The organism is Micromonospora sp. NPDC051296, assembly GCF_040682255.1.
Taxonomy (GTDB): domain Bacteria; phylum Actinomycetota; class Actinomycetes; order Mycobacteriales; family Micromonosporaceae; genus Micromonospora; species Micromonospora craterilacus.
This window is the reverse complement of record NZ_JBFBAO010000078.1, coordinates 1-21,670: the sequence shown is the minus strand read 5'-3', so window position 1 is coordinate 21,670 and position 21,670 is coordinate 1. Positions and strand designations below refer to the sequence as shown.

The 21,670-nt window shown below is 72.7% G+C and carries 20 protein-coding genes and 1 pseudogene; 16 read left to right on the top strand and 5 right to left on the bottom strand.

Annotation, left to right across the window (positions count from 1 at the left end):
- Positions 1–220 precede the first annotated feature (220 nt).
- A pseudogene (locus tag AB0M52_RS11625) lies at positions 221–1,498 on the top strand (lycopene cyclase family protein); the annotation flags it as partial.
- 202 nt (positions 1,499–1,700) lie between these two features.
- Complete coding sequence (rnhA, locus tag AB0M52_RS11620; protein WP_363952128.1) at positions 1,701–2,180, top strand: ribonuclease HI; 480 nt, start codon at positions 1,701–1,703, stop codon at positions 2,178–2,180.
- Positions 2,181–2,238: 58 nt separating this feature from the next.
- Here rnhA and AB0M52_RS11615 read toward each other — a convergent pair whose 3' ends face one another.
- The gene (locus tag AB0M52_RS11615; RefSeq protein ID WP_363952125.1) at positions 2,239–3,168 is read right to left on the bottom strand and encodes a pentapeptide repeat-containing protein; all 930 of its coding nucleotides are present in this window, start codon (positions 3,166–3,168) and stop codon (positions 2,239–2,241) included.
- A 260-nt stretch (positions 3,169–3,428) separates the two neighbouring features.
- On the opposite strand from AB0M52_RS11615, the gene AB0M52_RS11610 reads away from it, so the two are divergent.
- The 8 genes from AB0M52_RS11610 to AB0M52_RS11575 all read left to right on the top strand — a co-directional run bounded on the left by AB0M52_RS11610 (position 3,429) and on the right by AB0M52_RS11575 (position 12,768).
- Entirely contained in the window at positions 3,429–6,221 is a 2,793-nt protein-coding gene (locus AB0M52_RS11610) for a sialidase family protein (protein ID WP_363952123.1), read from the top strand.
- Positions 6,222–6,278: 57 nt separating this feature from the next.
- Complete coding sequence (locus tag AB0M52_RS11605; protein ID WP_363952137.1) at positions 6,279–7,088, top strand: carbohydrate ABC transporter permease; 810 nt, start codon at positions 6,279–6,281, stop codon at positions 7,086–7,088.
- A gap of 48 nt (positions 7,089–7,136) precedes the next feature.
- Positions 7,137–8,429 carry a sugar ABC transporter substrate-binding protein gene (locus AB0M52_RS11600; RefSeq protein WP_363952134.1) on the top strand — a complete coding sequence of 431 codons (1,293 nt, stop codon included), beginning with the start codon at positions 7,137–7,139 and terminating at the stop codon, positions 8,427–8,429.
- The gene (locus tag AB0M52_RS11595) at positions 8,426–9,457 is read left to right on the top strand and encodes an ABC transporter ATP-binding protein (protein WP_363952120.1); all 1,032 of its coding nucleotides are present in this window, start codon (positions 8,426–8,428) and stop codon (positions 9,455–9,457) included. The genes AB0M52_RS11600 and AB0M52_RS11595 overlap by 4 nt, the downstream gene beginning before the upstream one ends.
- 38 nt (positions 9,458–9,495) lie before the next feature.
- Positions 9,496–10,365 (top strand): sugar ABC transporter permease, encoded by an 870-nt coding sequence (locus tag AB0M52_RS11590; protein ID WP_363952131.1) that lies wholly within the window; start codon positions 9,496–9,498, stop codon positions 10,363–10,365.
- 55 nt (positions 10,366–10,420) lie between these two features.
- On the top strand, positions 10,421–10,762 hold the full coding sequence (locus tag AB0M52_RS11585) for a metalloregulator ArsR/SmtB family transcription factor (RefSeq protein ID WP_363952117.1): 342 nt from the start codon (positions 10,421–10,423) through the stop codon (positions 10,760–10,762).
- A gap of 3 nt (positions 10,763–10,765) precedes the next feature.
- Positions 10,766–11,251: an SRPBCC domain-containing protein gene (locus AB0M52_RS11580; RefSeq protein ID WP_363952114.1), complete on the top strand. Its 486-nt coding sequence runs from the start codon at positions 10,766–10,768 to the stop codon at positions 11,249–11,251.
- Between the two features lie 98 nt (positions 11,252–11,349).
- Entirely contained in the window at positions 11,350–12,768 is a 1,419-nt protein-coding gene (locus tag AB0M52_RS11575; protein WP_363952111.1) for an RtcB family protein, read from the top strand.
- 9 nt (positions 12,769–12,777) lie between these two features.
- Here AB0M52_RS11575 and AB0M52_RS11570 read toward each other — a convergent pair whose 3' ends face one another.
- Both AB0M52_RS11570 and AB0M52_RS11565 read right to left on the bottom strand, forming a co-directional pair.
- Positions 12,778–13,206 (bottom strand): archease, encoded by a 429-nt coding sequence (locus tag AB0M52_RS11570; protein ID WP_363952108.1) that lies wholly within the window; start codon positions 13,204–13,206, stop codon positions 12,778–12,780.
- A gap of 59 nt (positions 13,207–13,265) precedes the next feature.
- Positions 13,266–14,951: an LLM class flavin-dependent oxidoreductase gene (locus AB0M52_RS11565; protein WP_363952105.1), complete on the bottom strand. Its 1,686-nt coding sequence runs from the start codon at positions 14,949–14,951 to the stop codon at positions 13,266–13,268.
- Between the two features lie 106 nt (positions 14,952–15,057).
- Here AB0M52_RS11565 and AB0M52_RS11560 point away from each other — a divergent pair, with 106 nt between their 5' ends.
- The 4 genes from AB0M52_RS11560 (at position 15,058) to ygiD (ending at position 18,318) form a co-directional block, all read left to right on the top strand.
- Entirely contained in the window at positions 15,058–15,603 is a 546-nt protein-coding gene (locus AB0M52_RS11560; RefSeq protein ID WP_363952103.1) for a MarR family transcriptional regulator, read from the top strand.
- A 90-nt stretch (positions 15,604–15,693) separates the two neighbouring features.
- Entirely contained in the window at positions 15,694–16,725 is a 1,032-nt protein-coding gene (locus AB0M52_RS11555) for a hypothetical protein (protein WP_363952101.1), read from the top strand.
- A gap of 22 nt (positions 16,726–16,747) precedes the next feature.
- Positions 16,748–17,350: an MBL fold metallo-hydrolase gene (locus AB0M52_RS11550; RefSeq protein ID WP_363952098.1), complete on the top strand. Its 603-nt coding sequence runs from the start codon at positions 16,748–16,750 to the stop codon at positions 17,348–17,350.
- A gap of 98 nt (positions 17,351–17,448) precedes the next feature.
- Complete coding sequence (ygiD, locus tag AB0M52_RS11545) at positions 17,449–18,318, top strand: 4,5-DOPA dioxygenase extradiol (protein WP_363952096.1); 870 nt, start codon at positions 17,449–17,451, stop codon at positions 18,316–18,318.
- A 67-nt stretch (positions 18,319–18,385) separates the two neighbouring features.
- Here ygiD and AB0M52_RS11540 read toward each other — a convergent pair whose 3' ends face one another.
- The gene (locus AB0M52_RS11540; protein WP_363952093.1) at positions 18,386–18,637 is read right to left on the bottom strand and encodes a hypothetical protein; all 252 of its coding nucleotides are present in this window, start codon (positions 18,635–18,637) and stop codon (positions 18,386–18,388) included.
- A 16-nt stretch (positions 18,638–18,653) separates the two neighbouring features.
- On the opposite strand from AB0M52_RS11540, the gene AB0M52_RS11535 reads away from it, so the two are divergent.
- Complete coding sequence (locus AB0M52_RS11535) at positions 18,654–20,228, top strand: PLP-dependent aminotransferase family protein (RefSeq protein WP_363952090.1); 1,575 nt, start codon at positions 18,654–18,656, stop codon at positions 20,226–20,228.
- Between the two features lie 16 nt (positions 20,229–20,244).
- Here the strand turns inward: AB0M52_RS11535 and AB0M52_RS11530 are convergent, their stop codons facing one another.
- Positions 20,245–21,120, bottom strand: coding sequence for a dihydrodipicolinate synthase family protein (locus tag AB0M52_RS11530; protein ID WP_363952087.1), 876 nt, complete (start codon positions 21,118–21,120; stop codon positions 20,245–20,247).
- Positions 21,121–21,190: 70 nt separating this feature from the next.
- Between AB0M52_RS11530 and AB0M52_RS11525 the strand changes: the two genes are divergently transcribed.
- Positions 21,191–21,670: LysR family transcriptional regulator (locus tag AB0M52_RS11525; RefSeq protein ID WP_363952085.1), on the top strand; the 480-nt coding region annotated here is incomplete at its 3' end.

Sequence of the window (21,670 nt, the reverse complement as noted above, 5' to 3'; positions counted from 1 at the left end):
CGCCGCGGCCCAGAACCGGGCCGTCCCGACCAGCAGCTCGAGGCCGGAGGCGGCCAGGAACGACAGGTCACCGGTGGTCTCCCAGTAGCACCGCGCCACCAAAGGTGTGAATCTTGGACAGTTCCCGTCATCGCGTAACGCCAACTGTCCAAGATTCACATTTTGGTGTGCCTCGGCAGCCGAAGCGACCCGCCACCTCGGGAGAAGCACGGAGAACCTGATGCCGGCAGGACGGGGTGACGCCCTGCGGGGTCTGCGGGTGTGGCAGCGTGACCGGGTGGGTTCCGCGCCGGTCGACGTCGACCTCGCCCTGGTCGGCGGGGGTGGTGCCGCGTCGCTCGTACTGGCCGCGCTGGCCCGGCACGGCGTACGCGATCTCCGGATCGCCGTCGTCGACCCGGTGCACCGACGCGGCCAGGACCGAACGTGGGCGTTCTGGGACCACCCGGGCAACGACCTGGACGACCTGCTCAGCGCGAGCTGGCCGCAGGTCGAGGTGGTCACGCCCGGTGCGCACCGCGTCCTGGACCTCGCCCCCCTGCGGTACGGAATGCTGCGCTCCGGCCCGATCTATGACCGGGCTGCCGAGGCCGAGCGGCGCCTCGGCGTGACCCGGATCGTCGCCGGTGCCGAAACTCTGCACGACGACGGCGACCGGGTGCTGGTGGGTACCGGCGGTGACCGGCCGGCGTTGCGCGCCGGCTGGGTGCTGGACTCCCGGCCCCGACCACCGCGTCGCCCGGGGCGTACGAACTGGTTGCAGCACTTCCGCGGCTGGTGGCTGGCAGCGGACCGGCCGGTGTTCGACCCGGCCCGCGCGGTCCTGATGGACTTCCGCACCCCGCAGCCGCCCGGGGGTGTGTCGTTCGGTTACCTGCTGCCGGTGAGCAGCCGGTACGCGCTGGTCGAGTACACCGAGTTCTCGCCCGACCTGCTCACCAGCGCGGCGTACGACGCCGCGCTGGCCGGCTACCGGGACCTGCTCGGCCTGGACCCGGCCCGGCTCACCGTGCGGGAGGTCGAGAACGGCGTCATCCCGATGACCGACGGCCCGTTCGTCGCCCGCCCCTCGCCCCGGGTGGTACGCCTCGGCACCGCCGGCGGCGCCACCCGCCCGTCGACCGGCTTCACCTTCGCCGCCATGCACCGCCAGGCCGAACAGGTCGCCCGGGCGCTCGCCGCCGGACGGCCGCCGGTGCCGGCGCCCGCGTACCCCGGGCGGCACCGGTGGATGGACGCGGTCGCGCTGCGGGCCCTGGACCGCGACCTGGTCGGCGGCCCGGAGTTCTTCGGCCGGCTGTTCGACCGCAACCCGGCGTCACGGGTGCTGCGCTTCCTCGACGGTGCCACCACGATGACCGAGGACCTGGCCGTGATGCGCTCCACCCGACTGCTGCCGATGGTCACCGCCACCGTGGCCGACGCCGCCGGCCGCCTCCGCGACCGGCTCGCACCGTCCCGCCGCCTGACCTGGACGGTGCCGCCGCCCGTCGTCGGCCCCGACCGGCCAGCGACCGACCGGCCAGTGACCGACCGGCCAGTGACCGACCGGGCAGTGACCGACCGGCCAGTGACCGACCGGCCAGGCCGCTGACCCGGCGCCGGGTTGTCACCACCCGACGGCACCACCCGGCCGATCCGGGCGGCACGCCGGCCGGCCGGGTGCCAGCTGGCGGGGGAGGCTTCGGTAGGTTTGCCGCATGGTGGACGAGACGGCCGGCCGGGTGGTGGAGATCTGGACCGACGGCGCGTGTAGCGGCAATCCCGGGCCGGGTGGTTGGGGCGCGGTGCTGCGCTACGGCTCGCACGAGCGCGAACTGTGTGGCGGCGAGGCGACCCCGACCACCAACAACCGGATGGAGCTGACCGCCGCCATCGAGGCGCTGGAGAGCCTGACCCGCCCGGTCACGGTCGAGCTGCACACCGACAGCACGTACGTGCGCAACGGCATCACCAGTTGGCTGGCGTCGTGGAAACGCAACGGTTGGCTGACCGCTGCAAAGCAGCCGGTGAAGAACGCCGACCTGTGGCAGCGGCTGGAGGCGGCCTGCGCCCAGCATCGGGTCACCTGGCTGTGGGTGAAGGGGCACAACGGGCACCCGGAGAACGAGCGGGCCGACGCCCTGGCGAACCAGGGGATGACCGAGGCGCGCGCCGCAAAGGCGCCGGCCCGCCGCTAGGCCGGTGTCGAAGTCCCGGCCGCGAACGTAGGGGCCTATGGCTACGGCACCTGCGGCGTCAGCGGTTCCGGTTCCGGCGCCGGGATGGCGGGCGCGGGGTGAGTGGCAGCGTCGACCAGTGGGCCGGGTGGGTGAGCCGGGCCGGCAGGCGAGTGTGCCGGTCGCCACGGGCGGCGTCGACCTGTGACTGGTGCAGGAACAGGGACCCGGACAGGTCCGCGCCGCGTAGATCGGCCGCCCGCAGGTCGGCGCCGGTGAGGTCGGCCCGGGCCAGGTCGACGCCGCGCAGGTCGGCGGCGATCAGCAGCGCGCCGCGCAGGTTCGCCCCGCGCAGGTCGGCTCGGCGCAGGTCCCGGCCGACCCACCCGGCTCCCCGGTGGTCGGCTCCGGCGGCGCCGCCGTGGGTACGGGCCAGGTCGCCGGTACGCGACAGCAGCGCGTTGACCTTGCCGCGGTGCGCGTCGACGTCGAGCGTGAGCAGCGTCTGCGGGCTGCCCGTGGCCAGCCGGTCGGTCTCGGCGAGCGCGGCGGACAACTCCTCGCGCAGCTCCGCTGGCGGGCGCAGGGCGAGGGCCTCGGTCAGATACCAGAGCAGCTCGTGCAGGGGTCGCATCACCGCGAAGACGTCGAACATCTGCCGGGCGGACTGCGGCGCGGCACGCCAGTCCCGCCCGCCGAAGGTCTCCTGAGCGACCCGCTGACCCGCGCCGAAGCAGTCGAAGACGGTACAGCCCGGAAAGCCCCGGTCGCGCAGCTCGGCGTGGATGCCGCAGCCGAAGTCGGGGCGCAGGTTGCGGCACGGCTGCCCGGCGGGCTTGTCGAGCGCGAAGTCGGCCGACGCGGCGAAGGCGGGGGCGACGCAGCAGAGGCCGAAGCACCGAGCGCAGTCCGCCCGCAACCCGCCGCCCGCCGGCGCGGGGTCGTGCAGCTCGGCGCCGGTCGGCTGCGGTGTCGCCGACGATCCGGCTGCCTCCCTCACGCTGACCATCCTCCCCGACCTGCCCCGACTCGTCATTGTTGCCCGGCCAGGTCACCGTCCGACCACCGGCGTCATGAAGTGTGACGACGAGCGCGGCGGCACCGGCTTCGCGTGCCGTGCGGTACGCACGGTGCGGTCGGCGGCCGTGCAGCACCGCTATTGCCTCTGGTGAATCCCTCTGACATATTCCATCGTGGACGCTGCCAGTGACGGTCGCCAATCCGAGGGTTGCCGCGCTGCGGTGACGCCGTCATGCCGGAGGGACCCTCGTGAAGCGTAGACGTCGCCATCTACTCACCGGACTGGCGGTCGGTGCCCTCGTGGTGTCGGCCGGTTTCGTGGGAATCCATTACGCCGGCGCCCAGGTGCCGGCCGCCGCCGCGGTCGGCGACGGCGAGATGCCCAACGCGCTCGGCGCGCACCTGGAGCGGCTGCGCCAGGCCGTCCCCGGTGACGGTGGCATGGCTCCGGACGGGCCGGGTGGCGCCGCCCAACAGGAGTTCCTGGAGCGCGCCTACCCGGCCGACGCGATCACCATCGCCCAGATGGATCGCTCCAAGGCGGCGTACGCGGCTGCCGACAAGCGGTTCAAGGGCAGCCGGCAGTGGACCAACGTCGGCCCCAACGAGGCGCTCTACCCGTTCACGGAGTACCGCAACGCCTTCAACTACGTGCCGAACGAGTACGTCGCGGGCGGCCGGGTCACCTCGATCGACATCAGCCCGGACTGCAACCAGCTGCTCTGCCGGGCGTACGTCACCCCGGCCGGCGGCGGCGTCTGGGGCACGCTGAACATCCTCGCCGCCGAGCCGAAGTGGTTCTACCTCGGCGGTCCGTTGGGCATCAACGCGGCCGGGGCGGTGACGATCGACCGGAACGACCGGACCGGCCTGACCATCTACGTCGGCACCGGCGAGGCCAACACCTGCGCCTCCGGCTGTGTCGCCGGCGTCGGCCTGTACAAGTCGAACAACGGCGGCCTGACCTGGTCCGGCCCGCTCGGCAAGGACGTCCTCGCCGGCAAGGGCATCGGTGAGATCACCATCAAGCCGGGTGACCCGAAGACCCTCTACGTGGCCACCACCACGGCGCTGCGCGGCATGTCGAGTTCCTGCTGCGGCGGCGTCACCCGGCCGGTGCCCGACGCCGCGAAGTGGGGGCTGTACAAGTCCACCAACGGCGGCAAGAGCTGGACGTTCCTGCACAACGGCTCGGCCAACGCCACCGAGTGCACCGGCACCCTGGCCGAGTACAACAACACCACCAACTGCTCGCCGCGCGGCGTACGGCAGGTCAAGCTCGACCCGAAGAACGCCAACATCGTCTACGCCTCCTCGTACGCCCGGGGCGTGTGGCGCTCGGCGGACGCCGGCAAGACCTGGACGCAGATCAAGACGTCGCTCAACGCCGCGCTGCCGACGACCCGCCCGGCGATCGACGTGACCGCCCTGCCCGGCGGCAAGACCCGGATGTACGTCTACGAGGGCAACGTGGGCAACCCGTACTCGCGGCTGTTCCGCAGTGACGACGTGGCCGCCGGCAGCCCGGCCTTCGCCGACCTGACCAGCGCCAACCCGGCCGACCCGGGCTTCGCCACCTACAACCAGTGCACCGGCCAGTGCTGGTACGACGTGTTCGTGCACACCCCGCCGGGGCACCCGGACGTCGTCTACACCGGCGGCAGCTACGTGTACGGCGAGAACATCGCCCACAAGCGGGGTGTCGTGCTGTCCACCGACGCCGGGGTCAGCGGCACCGACATGACCTACGACGGCACCGACGAGCTGCACCCCAACGGCCTGCACCCGGACCAACATGCGCTGGTCACCAACCCGCGCAACCCGTACCAGTTCTTCGAGGCCAGCGACGGCGGCGTGATGCGGTCCAGCGGCCAGTTCGTCGACCGGTCGGCCTGGTGCGACAACCCGGCCCGAAACCTGACCACCCAGGCCCAGAAGGACCGCTGCCGGCAGATGCTGTCCAAGATCCCCTCCAAGCTGGAGGGCGTCAACAAGGGCATGAACACCCTGCAGTTCATCAGCCTGTCGGTCAGCCCGCACGACGTGAACCTGTTGCAGGGCGGCACCCAGGACAACGGCACCTGGGAGAACAAGGGCCAGCGCCAGCGCTGGGTCAACACCATGATCGGCGACGGCGGCGCCTCCGGCTGGGACGTCGGCCGCCCCGAGTTCCGGTTCCACACCTACTACGACGTCTCGCCCGAGGTGAGCTTCGTCAACGGTGACATCAGCAGCTGGATCTGGACCGCCGACCCGATCTTCGGTCAGCCGGGCAACCTGTTCTACGCCCCGGTGATCAGCGACCCGAAGGTCAGCGGCACCATGTTCGCCGGCACCGGCCTGTCGGTGTACCGCACCAAGACCTTCGGCCTGGGCAACCGCACCGTGGCCGAGGCCGACCGGATCTGCAACTCCTGGAACGGCACGTACGAGGCGGTGTGCGGTGACTGGGAGCCGCTGGGCACCAACAACCTGACCGGCGCCGCGTGGGGTGACCGGGCCGGCGGCGCCGTCTCGGTGGTCCAGCGGGTCGACTCGGACACCTCCACCGCGTGGGCGGCCACCAGCACCGGCCGGGTCTTCGTCACCCGTAACGCCGACGCCGAGCCGGCCGCCGCGGTGACCTGGACCCGGATCGACACCGCCGCCACGCCGAACCGCTTCGTCACCAGCATCCACATCGACCCGGCCGACCCGGCCCGGGCGTGGATCTCCTACAGCGGCTACGGCTCCAACACCCCGACCACGCTCGGGCACGCGTTCGAGGTGAAGGCCACCGGCAGCGGGGCGACCTGGACCGACCGGTCGTACGACTTCGGCGACCAGCCGATCACCGACCTGGTCCGCGACGACGTCACCGGCGACCTGTACGCCTCCACCGATTTCGGCGTGCTGCTGCTGCCCCAGGGCAGGACCTCCTGGACCAAGGCCGCCGGGAGCATGCCGAACGTCGAGGTCGCCGGGCTGACCATCGTGCCGGGCGAGCGGGTGCTCTACGCCGCCTCGCACGGTCTCGGCGCCTGGAAGCTCAGCCTGAAGTAAGGAACGCAGATCATCGGCAAGATACTGGCGAGGGGCCGCGCCGTCGGCCCCTCGCCGCTGCCCGAGCGGGCCGCCCGGCTGTGGCGTACGCTCGGCGCGGCCTTCGTCATCCTGGTCTTCGTACCACCGCTGCTGCTGCTGGTCTCCGGCTCGCTCACCGAGCCCGGCCTGCCGCCCTCGCCGACGCCGCAGCTGGTGCCCGACCCGCTCTCCGGCACCGGCTACCAGCGGGCCTTAGACCTGGGTGGCCTGCTGCGCGCCTCGCTCAACTCGGTGCTGGTCGCCGTGGTCGCGGTACCGCTGAGCGTGCTGGTCGCCTCGCTGGCCGGCTTCGCGCTGGCCCGCCTCGCCCCGCGCACCACCGCCACGGTGGTGGTGGCCTCTCTGGTCGCGCTCATGGTGCCGGCGACCGCGCTGCTGGTGCCCCGCTTCGCGATCTTCCGGTTCCTCGGGTTGACCGACACCCTCGTACCGCTGATCGCCCCGGCCCTGCTGGGCACCTCGCCGCTCTACGTGCTGGTCTACTACCTGGCCTTCCGTGCCCTGCCGGCCGACCTGTACGACGCCTGCCTGGTGGCGGACCTGTCGCCGCTGCGCACCTGGTGGCGGGTCGCGCTGCCGCTGGTCCGCCCGGTGACCGCCGGCATCACCGCGCTCACCTTCGTGCTCACCTGGTCGAACTTCCTCGACCCGCTGATCTACATCTACGACCGTGACCTGTTCACCCTGCCGCTGGCATTGCGGTCGCTGTCGCTGCTCGACCCCACCAACTTCCCCGTCTTCCTGGCCGGGGCGGTGATCGCCACCGTGCCCGCGCTGGTGGTCTTCGTCCTGGCCCAGCGGCGTTTCCTGCACCACGACGACTGATCCGAGGGGTTGACCACAGTGAAACCGAAGTCCTTGCTCGCCCTCACGATGTGCGCCGCGCTGGCCGTCACCGGCTGCGGCTCCGGCGCCGGGTCGTCCGCCTCGAAACCGGTCAAGCTGCTGGTGTTCGGCGCACCCGAGGAACTGGGGGCGTACCGCACGCTGATCGACGCGTACCAGGACGCCCGGCCCGGCGAGCGGGTGCAGCTGATCGAGGCCAGTGACCGCAAGGACCTGCTGGCCCGGCTGGCCACCTCGGTCGCCGGGGGAGCGCCGCCGGACGTGTTCCTGATGAACTACCGCTTCTACGGCCAGTTTGCCGCCAAGGGCGTGGTCGAGCCGCTCGACGACCGGATCGCCGGCTCCGAGGCGCTCGACCCGGCCGACTACTACCCGGTGGCGATGGAGGCGTTCAAGTGGGACGGCGCCCAGCTGTGCCTGCCGCAGAACGTCTCCAGCCTCGCCGTCTACTACAACCGCACCCTGTTCACCAAGTACGGGGTGCCCGAACCGAAGGCCGGCTGGACCTGGAACGACCTGGTCGGCACCGCCACCCTGATGACCCGCGACGACCGTGGCCTGGTGATCAAGGGCACCGAAGCGGAGGGCGCCGCCCGGCTGCCCGCCGTGCACGGCCTCGGCGTGGAGCCGTCGATCATCCGGCTCGCCCCGCTGGTCTGGTCCAACGGCGGCGAGATCGTCGACGACCCCGACCAGCCCACCCGGCTGGCGTTGGACAGCCCGGCGGCCCGGGAGGCGCTGCGCAACCTGGTCGACCTGCGGTTGGCGTACGGGGTGGTGCCGACCGACGCGGAGGTGGAGGCGGAGGACGACGAGTCCCGCTTCCTCAACGGCCGCCTCGGCATGCTGATGACCTCCCGCCGGGCCACCACCAACTTCCGCACCATCACCGGCTTCGAATGGGACGTGGCCCCGCTGCCGATCTACCGGCAGCCGGTCGGGGTGCTGCACTCCGACGCGTACTGCATGACCCAGGGATCGAAGAACAAGGACGCCGCCTGGCGGTTCATGGAGTACGCGATGGCCGAGGAGGGGCAGCGGATCATCGCCGCGACCGGGCGCACCGTGCCGTCGCACATCGAGGTGTCCCGGTCGCCGGCGTTCCTGGACCCGAACCAGCCGCCGCGCAACTCGCAGGTCTTCCTCGACGCCATCCCCACCGTCCGGGCGCTGCCCACCGTCTCCACCTGGCCGGAGATCGAGGACCTCAGCTACGGCATCCTGGAGAACGCCATGCACCGCGGCGACAAGCTCGACGACGTCATCCGCGAGCTGGACACCAAGAGCCGCCCGATGTTCGCCCGAGGGGAGAACGGGTGAGCGGGCTCGTCCTCGACGGGGTGAGCGCCGCGTACCGCGACACCACGGTGCTGCACGAGGTGGACCTGACCGTCGAGCGGGGTGAGCTGCTGGTGGTGCTCGGCCCCTCCGGTGCCGGCAAGTCGACGGTGCTGCGGGTGGTGGCCGGGTTGGAGCCGGTCACCGCCGGCCAGGTCCGCATCGCCGGCCGCGACGTCACCGACCAACGGCCCGGCCTGCGCAACGTGTCGATGGTCTTCCAGTCGTACGCGCTGTTCCCGCACCTGAGCGTGGTCGAGAACATCGCCTTCGGGCTGGAGGTGCGGGACACCCCGCGCCGCCAGGCGCGGGAGCGGGCCCGGGCGGCGGCCGAGACGGTGGGCTGTGCCGGGCTGCTCGACCGCCGCCCCGGGCAGCTCTCCGGCGGCGAACGCCAACGGGTCGCCCTGGCCCGGGCGCTGGTCCGCGAACCGGACGTGTTCCTGCTCGACGAGCCGCTGTCCAACCTGGATCTCGCGCTGCGCGCCGAGATGCGTACCGAGTTGCGGGCCCTGCACGACCGGATCGGCGCGACCATGGTGCACGTCACCCATGACCAGACCGAGGCGCTGGTGCTCGCCGACCGGATCGCGGTGCTGCGCGACGGTCGGGTCGAGCAGGTGGGCACCCCGGACGAGATCTGGCGCACCCCGGCCAGCACCTTCGTCGCCCGGTTCGTCGGCTCCCCGGCGATGAACCTGCTGCCCGCCGGCGACGCGGTGCGGCGCACCGGCGAGGCACCGGCGCTGCCGGACGAGCCGCTGGAGATCGGCTTCCGGCCGGAGGCGGTCATCCTCGACGCCGCCGAGGGCACCCCGGCCACCGTCGACCGGGTCGAGGTGATCGGCGAGGACGCCTACGCGTACCTCACCCTCGCCGCCGGGCAGCCGGTGGTCGCCCGGGTGCCGGCCGCCCGCCGCCCCGACAAGGGCGCGGCGGTACGCCTCGAGGTGCGCTGGGCCGACACCCACCTGTTCCACGCCGCCTCCGGCCGCCGGTACGCCCCATGACCCGACCGGACAGCCGGTCCCGGCGGCAGTTGGCGCTGATGCTGGCGCCGTACCTGGTCGGCCTGGTCGGGTTGGTGCTGCTGCCGGCCCTGGTCACCCTGGCCCTGGCGTTCACCGAGTACGACCTGCTGCGCCCGCCGTCCTGGGCCGGCCTGGACAACTTCACCGCCCTGGTGGACGACCCGATCTTCCGCGTCGCGTTGCTCAACTCGGTGGTGTTCGCGCTGGTGGCCGTACCGCTGCGGGTGCTGTTGGCGCTCGGCCTGGCGTTGCTGCTGCACCGCCGTGCCCGGGGCACCGGCACTGCCCGCAGCGCGGCGCTGTTGCCCACCGCCGTGCCCGAGATCGCCTACGGTCTGCTCTGGCTGTGGTTGTTCAACCCGCTGTACGGCCCGATCAACCAGCTGCTGCGGATCGGCGGGGAGCACGGGCTGACCGTCCTGGGGCGGACCCCGCCGCAGTGGCTGACCGATCCGACCAGCGCCCGCGCGGGCATCATCCTGATGAGCCTGTTCACCATGGGGGAGACCTTCGTGGTGCTGCTGGCCGCCCGGCGGGCGTTGCCCCGCGACGTGTACGAGATGGCCGCCCTCGAGGACGCCACCGGCTGGGACGTGTTCCGCCGGGTCACCCTGCCGCTGATGGCGCCGGTGCTGGCCCTGCTGGCGGTGCGGGACGCCATCGCCAGTCTGCACTTCACCTTCGTACCGGCGTTCGTGGTGACCGACGGCGGCCCACCCCCGTACGCCACCACCTACCTGTCGCTGTTCGTCTACCAGACCGGTTTCGAGTACCTGCGCTACGGCTACGCGGCGGCGGCGACCCTGGTGATGATGCTGTTGACGGTCGCCGCGGTGCTGGTCCAGTGGCGCCTGATCCGCCGCTACCGTCGGCTCTACCTGCCGTAGCAGGGGCATGCGTCGCGCTTGACAACGTACAACCGATCGGTTGTATATTTGGCCGGTGGCCGAGGAGAGCAACGACCGTGCGGACGCACTGTTCCACGCGCTCGCCGACCGCACCCGGCGCGACATCCTGCGCCGCGTGCTGGCCGGGGAGCACTCGGTCTCCGCGCTCGCGGCGAATTACGACATGAGCTTCGCCGCGGTCCAGAAGCACGTCGCCGTGTTGGAGAAGGCCGGTCTGCTGACCAAACGACGCAGCGGTCGCGAGCAGTTGGCCAGCGGCGACGTGGCGGCGGTGCGGTCGGTGGCGTCCATGCTCACCGAGCTCGAACAGGTCTGGCGTGGCCGCATCGCACGCATCGACGTGCTCATCACATCCGATCCTGATCAGGAGGACTGACCCATGCCCGTGACCGACGTCCAGCATGACCTCGACAACCTGACCCTGACCATCACGGCGGACTTCGCCGCGCCGGTGGAGCGGATCTGGCAGGTCTACGCCGACCCGCGCCAACTGGAGACGGTGTGGGGACCGCCGACCTACCCGGCGACGGTGGTCGAGCACGACCTCACGCCCGGCGGTCGCGTGACCTACTACATGACCGGCCCGGAGGGCGACAAGCACGCCGGCTACTGGCTGGTCACCGCCGTGGACGAGCCAAGGAGCTTCGCCTTCGAGGACGGCTTCGCCGATCTGGACTTCAACCCGAATCCGGACCTGCCGGTCTCCAACAACGTCTACACCTTCACCGAGCACAACGGCGGCACGCGTGCGATCTACGTGGGCACGTACGAGTCCGCCGAGGCGTTGCAGCAGGTGCTGGACATGGGCGTCGTGGAGGGCGCCACGCTGGCGATCAACCAGATCGACGCCGTGGTCGCGTCCTGATCGCCCGGCGACCGGGGTCGCGACGGCCCCGGTCGCCGGGCGACGGTGACTGCCCGCCGGGCAGGTGTAGTGCCACCGCCGGTGGGTAGCAGCGGGGCATGGAGTTGGTCGAGGAGTCGCCGTACCGGTTCCGGATCGACCGGCACGATCCGATGCGGGTGCCGGGGGTGGTCTTCGCCTCCCGTTCGCTGCTGCCCGACACCCGGGCGGACCGTTCGCTGGAGCAGGTCGCCAACGTGGCCACCCTGCCCGGCATCGTCGGCGCCTCGTACGCCATGCCGGACGTGCACTGGGGCTACGGCTTCCCGATCGGCGGGGTGGCCGCCACCGACGTCGAGGCCGGTGGGGTCGTCTCGCCGGGCGGTGTCGGCTTCGACATCTCCTGCGGGGTCCGGCTGCTCGCCGCCGACCTGCACCGCGACGAACTGCGCCCGCGCCTGGACGCGGTGATGGACGCGCTGAGCGCGGCCACCCCGCGCGGCATGGGCCGCGGCGCGGTGTGGCACCTGACCGGCCGCGACGAACTCGACGCGGTGCTGCGGGGCGGCTCCCGGTACGCGGTGGAGCGTGGCTTCGGGGTCGAACGGGACCTGCACCGCTGCGAGGACTACGGCGCGGTGGACGACGCCAACCCGGCCCAGGTCAGCGAGCGGGCGATCGAGCGCGGCGCGCGCCAGGTCGGCAGCCTCGGCTCCGGCAACCACTTCCTGGAGGTGCAGGCGGTCGAGCAGGTGTACGACGAGTCGGTGGCCGAGGCGTTCGGCCTGCGCGCCGGCCAGGTCTGCGTGATGATCCACTGCGGGTCGCGGGGCCTGGGGCACCAGATCTGCACCGACTACGTGCGGGCCATGGAGAAGGTGATGGGCCGGCACGGCATCCACGTCCCGGACCGGCAGCTCGCCTGCGCCCCGGTCAGCTCGCACGAGGGGCGGGCCTACCTGGGCGCGATGGCCGCCGCGGCGAACTACGCGCGGGCCAACCGGCAGTTGCTCGCCCACGCGGCCGGCCAGATCTTCGAGCGCGAGACCGGCCGGCGGCTCGACCTGGTCTACGACATCTCGCACAACCTCGCCAAGATCGAAGACCATGCCGTGGACGGCGGGACGCGGCGGCTGTGCGTACACCGCAAGGGCGCCACCCGCGCCCTGCCGCCCGGGCATCCCGACCTGCCCGACGACTTGCGCGCCGCCGGCCAGCCGGTGCTCATCCCAGGTTCGATGGGCACCGGCTCGTACGTGCTGACCGGGGTGGCCGGGGCGCCCGCGTTCGCCTCCACCTGCCACGGCGCCGGCCGGGTGCAGAGCCGCAAGCAGGCCGTCGCGGCCGGGCACGGCACCGACCCGCGCGCCCAGTTGGAGGCGCAGGACATCGCGGTACGCGGGGCCTCCCGGCGTGGGCTGGCCGAGGAGATGCCGGCGGCGTACAAGGACATCTCGGCCGTGGTGGAGGCCGCCGAGGGTGCCGGCCTGTGCCGGAAGGTGGCCCGGCTGGTGCCGCTCGGCGTGGTCAAGGGCTGACGGGCCGCGTCACACGTCCAGCGTCACCGCGCAGGACCACCCCGTACCGTCGCCGCCGAAGCGCAGCTCGTGCAGCGAGACCGCCTTCGGCACCGCGCCGGTGAGTTCCACCTCGCCGCTGGCCGTGGTGCGCCAGCGCACCAGCAGACCGCCGGCGCCGTCGTCGGCCACCTCGGTGCTCAGCGGCAGCTCGTCCGCCGTCTCCAACCGGAAGATCACTTCGTCGAGTACGCCCACCAGCAGGTCCTCGTCGCCGGCGGCCGGCGCGTGGAACTCCCGCTCGGCAGCGGGTCGGGCGCCGGCTGCGTCGGTGAACGACTCGACCAGCGCGGCGACCGCCTCGGCCACGCAGCCTTCCCGGTCCGGCGCCCACGCCTCGATCCGTACGTCGGCGGTGTGCGGTACGCACCGGTGCCCCCGTCCGTCTCGTGGCTCCATTCCCCGATGATGCCGTCCCGCTGCCCCTGATCGTCTGCGCTCCGGCGACCCGACACGGTTCAGTGCACGCCCAGCCGGGCGATCGGCTCGACCAGTTCGCGTTCCTCGTACGACAGGTGCGACAGCAACGTGTCGCTGAGCAGGTCGACCGCGGCGCGCAGCTCGGCCATCCCGTCCGGCGTGGCGACGAACGCGACGAGTGCCCGGTCGACGCCCTCCAGCACGTCGTGGATGGCGTGGTGCTCCTCCTCTAGGCGGTCGATGACCGGCTTGAGCCGGGGGTCGGAGCGCCGCAGGTGCGGGAAGAGCGACCGGTCTTCGAGCGTGTGGTGGGTGGTCACCACCCGGCAGTACGACTCGCAGTAGGTGCCCAGCGTCCACTTGTTCTGCCGCATGGTCATCGTGTTGATGTGCGACCGGGCGGTGCCCACGTCGATCAACCCGGCGGCGACCTGCTCGATCAGGTCGTGGATCTGGGACAGTTCGGCGCGCAGCCCGTCGTGCACGTCGATCAGGTGCTGCGCGCCGGCCTGCTCGTGCGCGGTGTAGGTGCGCTCCGGGTCCGGCGTCGGCCCGGTGGGGCGCTCCGACTCGTCCCACACCCGCACGTCGGTACGCCGGCGCCCGTCGTCGGGCGTCGGCACGACGGCGAACGGCCCGACCGCGACGGTGGCCCGCCGTGCCCCCGGCCGCCCCGCACGGTCGGCCACGTCGGCCCGGACCGCGCCGCCAGCGGACTCGGCCTGCCCCGCGCCACCCGGCCGGGTGCCACCCGCCGCCGCGCCGCCCGTGCCGGTCGAGGTGCCCCCCGTGCCAGCTGTGCCGGCCGCGCCGGCCGACACGTCGCTCGTGCCGGTCGAGCGTTCGGCGGCGACCAGTTCCCGGGTCGCCGGGGCCACCTCGGCGGCGAACCGCCGCAGGTCGTCGGGGTCGTCGCTGCCGAGGATGAAGGTGCTGATCCCGTCGGTCAGGGCGAGGTCGGCGAGTTCCTCGGCCCACTGTTCGGCCGGTCCGTGCAGCGGACCGCGGCCGGCCGTGCTGAACTGCCCGTTGATGTTGAGCAGCCGGATCACGTCGGTCGGGGACCGGCCGGCCTCGGCCGCCGCGTCGTCGATGATCGCGTTGCCCTTGGCGAGGTCACCGGGTTGCAGGTAGGCCAGCGAGGGCAGCCACCCGTCGGCCCGGCGCCCGGTCAACGCGAGCATGCGAGGCTTGTACGCGCCCAGCCAGATGCCGACGTCGTGGGCGGGGGCCGGCCCACGCTTCGCGCCGACCGCGCGGTGGAACTCACCGTCGACCCGGACTCCGCCACGGGCGTCGGCGTCCCAGATCTGGCGGATGATCTCGATCGCCTCGTCCAGGGCCCGCACCCCCTGCCCGGGGGTGAGGCGTCGGCCGCCCATCGCCTCGATGGCGTCCCAGAACGCGCCGGCGCCCAGGCCCAGCTCCATCCGGCCGCCGCTGAGCAGGTCGAGGCTGGCGACGCTGCGGGCCAGGACGGCGGGTGGGCGCAGCGGCAGGTTGGTGACGTTCGCGGCCAGCCGGACGCGTTCGGTCCGCGCAGCGACGAAGCTCAGCAGCGTCCAGGTGTCCAGGAACGCGGGCTGGTACGGGTGGTCCTGAAAGGTGACCAGGTCGAGCCCGACCTGCTCGGAGAGCATGGCGAGACCGACCGGTCGGGCGGGGTCGGCGTTGCCGGGCGTCAGGAACGACCCGAAGGTCAGGGGGTGCCCGTAGTCGCTCATCTCGGCCTTCCTTCCGGTAGCGCGGCGTCGATCACCACAGCCAGATGTTATGTCGCACAGAACATCTTTGCCCAATAAAATCTGTGACCTGCGCTAACCTTGGGGGATGACCGGTGCCGACGGCAACGACTCCCGCCCCGACCCGCTCAACGACGACCTCGGGTGGATGCTCGGCGTCGTCTTCCGGGCCTACATCCGCGCCGCCGAGCACGCCGTCGGTGACCTGCCCGGCGGGCCGCGTGGCTACCACGTGCTCACCGCCGCCGACCGGGAGCCCGCCCGCAACCAGGGGGCGATCGCCGAGGAGCTGGGGATCGACCGCACCGTGCTGACGTACCTGATCGACGACCTGGAGCGCGCCGGGCTGGTGGTGCGCCGACCGGACCCGGCCGACCGGCGCAGCCGCCTGGTCACCCTCACCGACGATGGCCGGGACGCCGCGCGGCTCCGGCGGGGCGAGTTGCGCCGGGTCGAGTCGCGCCTGCTGCGGTCGCTTCCCCCCGAGGAGAGCGCGACGCTGCGCGCGTTGCTGCTTCGGGTGGCCTGTGCGGCGCAGGCGCTCGACCCGCTCACCGACCTCTGCGAGGTGGTCGAGGAGGCGGTGGACCGGCCGCCGGCCGGCCGCCGGCCGAGGCCGGCGTCCCGCCGCTGATCGCGGATCGAAGGGCGCCGGGCGGCGACGGTCCAGGAAGATCCGCGGAGGAGATTGACGGGCGTCGCTCACCTTTCTAGGTTCAGCGTCATGATTATCAATGTTCGGCGGTTCCTGGCGATGCTGGCCGCCTTCGTGACCGTCCTGGTCGTCGGTATGCCCGCAGCGTTCGCCGCACCCGTTCGCCCCATCAACGATCTCGGCACCGGCAGCTACCTCGGCTTCCAGGGCGGGCTGTATCCGGCCGGCCGGAACACCATGCCGGACAGCCACCACACCGCCGGTGTCACCCGAGCCCTCCGCGTACGCCCGCTCGACACCGCCGGCGCACCGAGCGCCAACGGCAAGTACGTGCTGCTCTCCATCGGCATGTCCAACACGACCCAGGAGTTCTGCTCGGGAGATGGCAGCGGGCGGTGCGCGCCCTACTCCTTCATCGGTCAGGCCGCGGCGGACCCGCAGGTCAACCGGGACAAGCTGGTGATCGTCGACGGTGCCGCGGGTGGTCAGACCGCCGGCACCTGGGACGCGCCGACCGACGCCAACTACGACCGCGTCCGGGACGCCAGACTGGCACCCCTCGGCCTCACCGAACGGCAGGTCCAGGTCGCCTGGGTCAAGGTCGCCAACGCCAATCCGTCGGTGTCCCTGCCCGCGACCAACGCCGACGCCTACCAGCTCGTGAGCCAGCAGGGCAACATCCTCCGGGCGTTGAAGACGCGCTACCCCAACCTGCAGCAGGTCTTCTTCTCCAGCCGCATCTACGGCGGCTACGCCACCACCAGCCTGAACCCCGAGCCGTACGCGTACGAGACCGGCTTTGGGGTCAAGTGGGTGATCCAGGCGCAGATCACCCAGATGTCCGGCGGCGGCACCGATCCTCGGGCCGGCAACCTGAACTACAACAGCGCCACCGGGTGGGCGGCCTGGGGTCCCTACCTCTGGGCCAACGGCCTCCAGCCCCGCTCCGACGGGCTCGTCTGGGACCGGTCGGACTTCGTCGCGGACGGTACGCATCCATCCAACTCGGGGCGGCAGAAGGTGGGGAGCCTGCTGCTCCGCTTCTTCAAGACCTCACCCCACACGGCCTGCTGGTTCACCGTCGCCGGCACCTGCGGTTAGGTCGATCCGTACCGTCCAGGGCATGCGGATCACGAAGTACACCCACTCCTGTGTCCGGCTCGAACACGACGGCGCGGTCCTCGTGATCGACCCCGGTACGTGGAGCGAGCCGCGCGCCCTGGCCGGTGCGGACGCCGTGCTGGTCAGCCACGAGCACGCCGACCACATCGACGTGCTGCGGCTGGCCGGCCTGGGCGTGCCGGTCTTCGTCCCGGAGGGCGCCGTCCTGCCGGACCTGGCCCCGCTCCAGGTGACCCGGGTCCGCGCGGGGGAGCGGTTCACCGCGGCCGGTCTCGACGTCACCGCGGTCGGCGGGCGGCACGCCACCATCCACGCCGGCCAGCCCGACTGCGCCAACCTCGGCTACCTGGTCGCCGACGAGGTCTACCACCCGGGTGACTCGCTGCATCTCCCGGGCCGGCCGGTGCGGACCCTGCTGGTCCCCGCGCAGGCGTCCTGGCTCAAGCTGACCGAGGCGATCGGTTTCGCCACCGCGGCCCGCGCGGCCGAGGTCTTCGCGATCCACGACGCCCAGCTCAACGAGCGCGGCCTGGCCAGCGTCAACGGCTGGTTCACCGAGACGGTGCCCGGCTACCGCTACCTCGCCCCCGGCGAGACGGTCTGAACCCGCCACCGCGCCGGATCCGGCCGCCGTGACGGTACGCGGGACAGCGCCCGACGGGCCGTCTACGCTCAGGCCACCGCCAGCTCGGGAGGCGCAGCATGAGCAGCGACACGACGTCCACAGTGATGCCGGCCGTGTTCTTCGGCCACGGCAGCCCGATGAACGCACTGGAAGTCAACCGGTACACCGCCGCATGGCGGGGATTCGGGCAGTCGGTTCCCCGGCCCCGGGCGATCCTGGTGGTGTCGGCCCACTGGTACATCGGTGCCACGGCCGTCACCGCCATGCCCCGGCCGCGGACGATCCACGACTTCTACGGCTTCCCGCAGGAACTGTTCGACGTGCGGTACCCGGCGCCGGGCCTGCCCGAACTGGCCGAGGAGGTCAGCGACGTCGTCCACCCGACGTGGGTCGGCGCCGACCTCGACTCCTGGGGCATCGACCACGGCACCTGGTCGGTGCTGGTGCACGCCTTTCCCGAGGCGGACATCCCGGTCGTGCAGTTGAGCATCAACGCGTTCAAGGGGCTGGACTACCACCTGGAGCTGGGCGCGAAGCTCGCGCCGCTGCGGGAGCGGGGTGTGCTGGTGGTGGCCAGCGGCAACGTGGTGCACAACCTCGGCGGCGTCAATCCCCGGATGGTCGACCAGGGGTTCGACTGGGCGCAGCGCTTCGACGAGGCGGCGAAGGAGGTCATGCTCGGTGCGCCGACCGAGGCGGCCGCGTTGGACGCCCACCGCGACTTCGGCTTCGCCGTGCCGACGCCGGACCACTTCATCCCGCTGCTCTATCTGGCCGGCCTGGCCGGTGCCGACGGCACGGCGGCGAACGTCCTGGTGGACGGGTACGCCTACGGGTCGCTGTCGATGACCGCCTACACGGTGGGCCGGTCCGGCGAGCCGGAGCAGCCGCTGGCCGGGTCGCCCACATTGCCCGACGGCGTACCCGCCGACTCAGCCAACATCTGAGCCGGCGGCAACGTCGACGCGGAATCCGGACCTGACGGGAGTGCTGGAGGTACATGTTTTCGTCTCCTCACGCCTCGGTTCGGGCCAGCAGCAGCCCGAGCGCCAGGAACGAGCCGGCGAAGCACCGGCGCAGCCAGTCGGCCACCCGGGGGCGGTCGAGCACGTGCCGGCGTACCGCGGCGGCGCCGAGGCCGTAGCCGACGAAGACCACCAGCGTGGTCGCCGTGAACACCGCGCCCAGCCCGAGCATCCGGCCGAGGGCACCCGGCGTGTCCGGGTGCACGAACTGCGGCAGGAACGCGACGAAGAAGATCGTCAACGGAAGGGCCCCCTTGGTGCCGCCACGTGCCGTAGCGTCGCCCCCGCTCAACGCCGGGTCGGATTTCCTGCACCTGGACATCGGGCAGGCGCCGGCCGGCGGGCGGGCGGCCTGGCTCGCCGACCGGCTGCGTCGGGCGATCGCGGACGGTGTCACGCCCGTCGGCTCCCGGCTGCCCGCCACCCGGGTGCTCGCCGCCGATCTCGGTGTCTCCCGCGGCGTGGTGGTCGAGGCGTACCAGCGGCTGGTGGAGGACGGGCACGTCGCCGGCCGGGGCCGCGCCGGCACTGTGGTCGTCGCCGCCCCATCGCCGGCTTCGGCCGGGTCCGCGACCCACGGGTCGACATCCGCCGGTTGGACCCTGACCGCGCCCAGGTCGAGCGGCCGGGCGCCCGCCGACGGTGACCGGATCGGTGGCGCGGCAACGCCCGCGCCACCGGCGGCAGCGGATCCGGCCGGCCTGTTCGCGCCGGCGCCCGGGTCCGACATCTTCGACGCGGTACGCACCGCACCGGCGCGGATCGACCTGACGCCCGGCGTACCCGACCTGGCGGCGTTTCCCCGCGCGGCCTGGCTGCGCGCCGAGAAGGCAGTGCTGCGGCGGCTGGCCGCACCGGACCTCGGCTACGGCGATCCGTGCGGGACGCCCGCCCTGCGCCGGGCCGTCGCCGGATGGCTGGCCCGCACCCGCGGGATCACCGTCGACCCGACCGAGGTGATCATCACCACCGGCGTCTCCCAGGCGCTCGGCCTGCTCGCCGAGGCACTGCGCCACGACGGTCCCACCACGGTCGGCGTGGAGGACCCCGGCTCCCTCGGCGTCCGGCAGCACCTCGACAACCTGCGGGTCGAAACCGTGCCGATCCCGGTGGACGCCGCCGGCCTGCGGGTGGACGCGCTGGCCGCCAGCGGGGTACCCGCGGTGATGCTCACCCCGGCGCACCAGTTCCCGACCGGCGTGGTGCTCGACGGCGACCGTCGCCGCCAGCTCGCCGACTGGGCCCGCGCCGGCGGTCTGGTCATCGAGGACGACTACGACGCCGAACACCGCTACGACCGCCCGCCGGTGCCCGCGCTGCGCGCCACCCTGCCCGAGCAGGTCTGCTACACCGGCAGCGTGTCGAAGCTGCTCGCCCCGGCGCTGCGGCTCGGCTGGCTGCTGGTGCCTCGCCGTCACCGGGACGCCGTGGTGGCCGCCAAACGCACCGCCGACCTGGGTAACGCCGTCCTGCCGCAGCTGGTCCTCGCCGAGCTGATCACCGACGGGGCGCTGGAACGGCAGCTGCGGCTGCTGCGCCGACGGCACGTACGCCGCCGGGACGCGATGATCAGCGCCTTGGCCCGCCACCTGCCCGACGCCACGGTGCACGGCGCGGCGGCCGGGCTGCACCTCACCGTCACCCTCGACGGCGAGGTGGCGGACACGGAGCTGGCGGCGGCGACGCTGGCGCGGGGTGTGAAGGTGCAGCCGCTGTCCTGGCACTGCCGGCGGCCGTACCCGCCCGGCCTGGTCCTCGGTTACGCGGCCAACTCCGCCTCGGCCATCGAGGAGGGCATCGCGACCATCGCCGCCGCCCGCCGCCGGCCGTAGCCCACCTGCCGCGACCTCAGCCGACGGTGACCGGGGCGTCGAGCAGTCGCCGCGCCGCCTCGGTCGCGGCCTCCCCGGCGGGCAGCAGCGGCAGCCGTACGGCCGGGGTCGGGATGCGGCCCTGGGCGTGCAGGACCGCCTTGAGCACGGTCGGGTTGGGTTCGGCGAACAACGCCGTGGACAGCGCCGCGAGCCGGCGGCCCAGCGGCCGGGCGCGGCCGACGTCGCCGGTGCGCCACCCGTCGATCAGCGCCGCGAAGTCGGCGGTGGCGACGTGGGCCGAGGCCACGATGCCGCCGTGTCCACCGAGGGCGAGCAGCGGCGACAGGACGATGTCGTCGCCGCCGAGCACCGCGAAGCCGGGTGGCACGTCGGTGAGGAAGGCGACCGTCGTCGGGTCGATGCCGCCCACCGCGTGCTTGACCCCGATGACACCGGGCAGGTCGGCCAGCCGTCGCAACGCACCGGCGCTTAGCCACTGCCCGGTGCGGCACGGGACGTGGTAAGCCACCAGCGGCACCGGGCTGCCCTGCGCCAGCTCGGCGAAGTGCGCCAGCACGCCCTCCTCGCCGGGGCGTACGAATGGCGGCACCAGGCAGAGCGCGGCGGCCACCTCCGGCCGGTCGGCCAGCGCGCGCAACGCGGCCGGGCTGTGCGCGCCGACCAGCAGCTGCGCCGCGTGCTCCCGGCAGACCTCGGCGACCACGTCGACCACGGTGCGCCGCTCCGCGTCGGTGAGCGCCTCCGGTTCGCCGGTGGTGCCGAGCGCGACGACACCCGTGGCGCCGGCGCCGAGCACCTGGTGGGCGAGCCCGGTCAGGGCGTCGACGGCGACGGCTCCGGACGCGTCGAAGGGCGTGATCAGCGGGACGTACAGGCCGGTGATTGTCATGCCTCCAGCCTGGGCGCGACGACGCTGAAGGACCAGTTCGGCTTCCTCAACGAAAACGTAAGCTGAGCTGATGCTTGACGTGCGTCGCCTGCGCCTGCTGCGGGACCTGGCCCACCTGGGCACGATCGCCGCTGTCGCCGAGGCCCACACCTACACGGCGTCCGCCGTCTCCCAGCAACTGGCGGCGTTGCAGCGGGAGGCGGGCGTACGGCTGCTGGAACGGGCCGGGCGACGAGTGGCGCTCACCCCCACCGGCGCGGCCCTGGTCCGGCACACCGAGGTCGTCCTCGCCGCCCTGGAAGCGGCCGAGGCCACCCTCGCCGCCGTACGCGACGGGCTCTCCGGCAGCGTACGCATCGGCGCCTTTCCCAGCGCCGTACGCACCCTGCTGCCGGCGGCCCTGGTGGCGCTGTCCCGCGAGCACCCCGCGCTCGACCTCACCGTCTACGGCGTGGACCTGGTCGAGGAACAGCTGCGGGTGGCCGCCGGCCTGGCGCCGACGTTCGACCCGGAGACCACCGCCCGGCAGTTCGTCACCGTCGACGGGCAC

Excerpts from the sequence above, each read along its gene's own strand:
- AB0M52_RS11555 (WP_363952101.1), top strand. The coding sequence starts at position 15,694 with ATGATTATCAATGTTCGGCGGTTCCTGGCGATGCTGGCCGCCTTCGTG.
- AB0M52_RS11600 (WP_363952134.1), top strand. The coding sequence starts at position 7,137 with ATGTGCGCCGCGCTGGCCGTCACCGGCTGCGGCTCCGGCGCCGGGTCG.
- AB0M52_RS11575 (WP_363952111.1), top strand. The coding sequence starts at position 11,350 with ATGGAGTTGGTCGAGGAGTCGCCGTACCGGTTCCGGATCGACCGGCAC.
- AB0M52_RS11560 (WP_363952103.1), top strand. The coding sequence starts at position 15,058 with ATGACCGGTGCCGACGGCAACGACTCCCGCCCCGACCCGCTCAACGAC.
- AB0M52_RS11580 (WP_363952114.1), top strand. The coding sequence starts at position 10,766 with ATGCCCGTGACCGACGTCCAGCATGACCTCGACAACCTGACCCTGACC.
- rnhA (WP_363952128.1), top strand. The coding sequence starts at position 1,701 with ATGGTGGACGAGACGGCCGGCCGGGTGGTGGAGATCTGGACCGACGGC.
- ygiD (WP_363952096.1), top strand. The coding sequence starts at position 17,449 with ATGAGCAGCGACACGACGTCCACAGTGATGCCGGCCGTGTTCTTCGGC.
- AB0M52_RS11570 (WP_363952108.1), bottom strand. The coding sequence starts at position 13,206 with ATGGAGCCACGAGACGGACGGGGGCACCGGTGCGTACCGCACACCGCC.
- AB0M52_RS11590 (WP_363952131.1), top strand. The coding sequence starts at position 9,496 with ATGCTGGCGCCGTACCTGGTCGGCCTGGTCGGGTTGGTGCTGCTGCCG.
- AB0M52_RS11615 (WP_363952125.1), bottom strand. The coding sequence starts at position 3,168 with ATGGTCAGCGTGAGGGAGGCAGCCGGATCGTCGGCGACACCGCAGCCG.
- AB0M52_RS11565 (WP_363952105.1), bottom strand. The coding sequence starts at position 14,951 with ATGAGCGACTACGGGCACCCCCTGACCTTCGGGTCGTTCCTGACGCCC.
- AB0M52_RS11530 (WP_363952087.1), bottom strand. The coding sequence starts at position 21,120 with ATGACAATCACCGGCCTGTACGTCCCGCTGATCACGCCCTTCGACGCG.
- AB0M52_RS11550 (WP_363952098.1), top strand. The coding sequence starts at position 16,748 with ATGCGGATCACGAAGTACACCCACTCCTGTGTCCGGCTCGAACACGAC.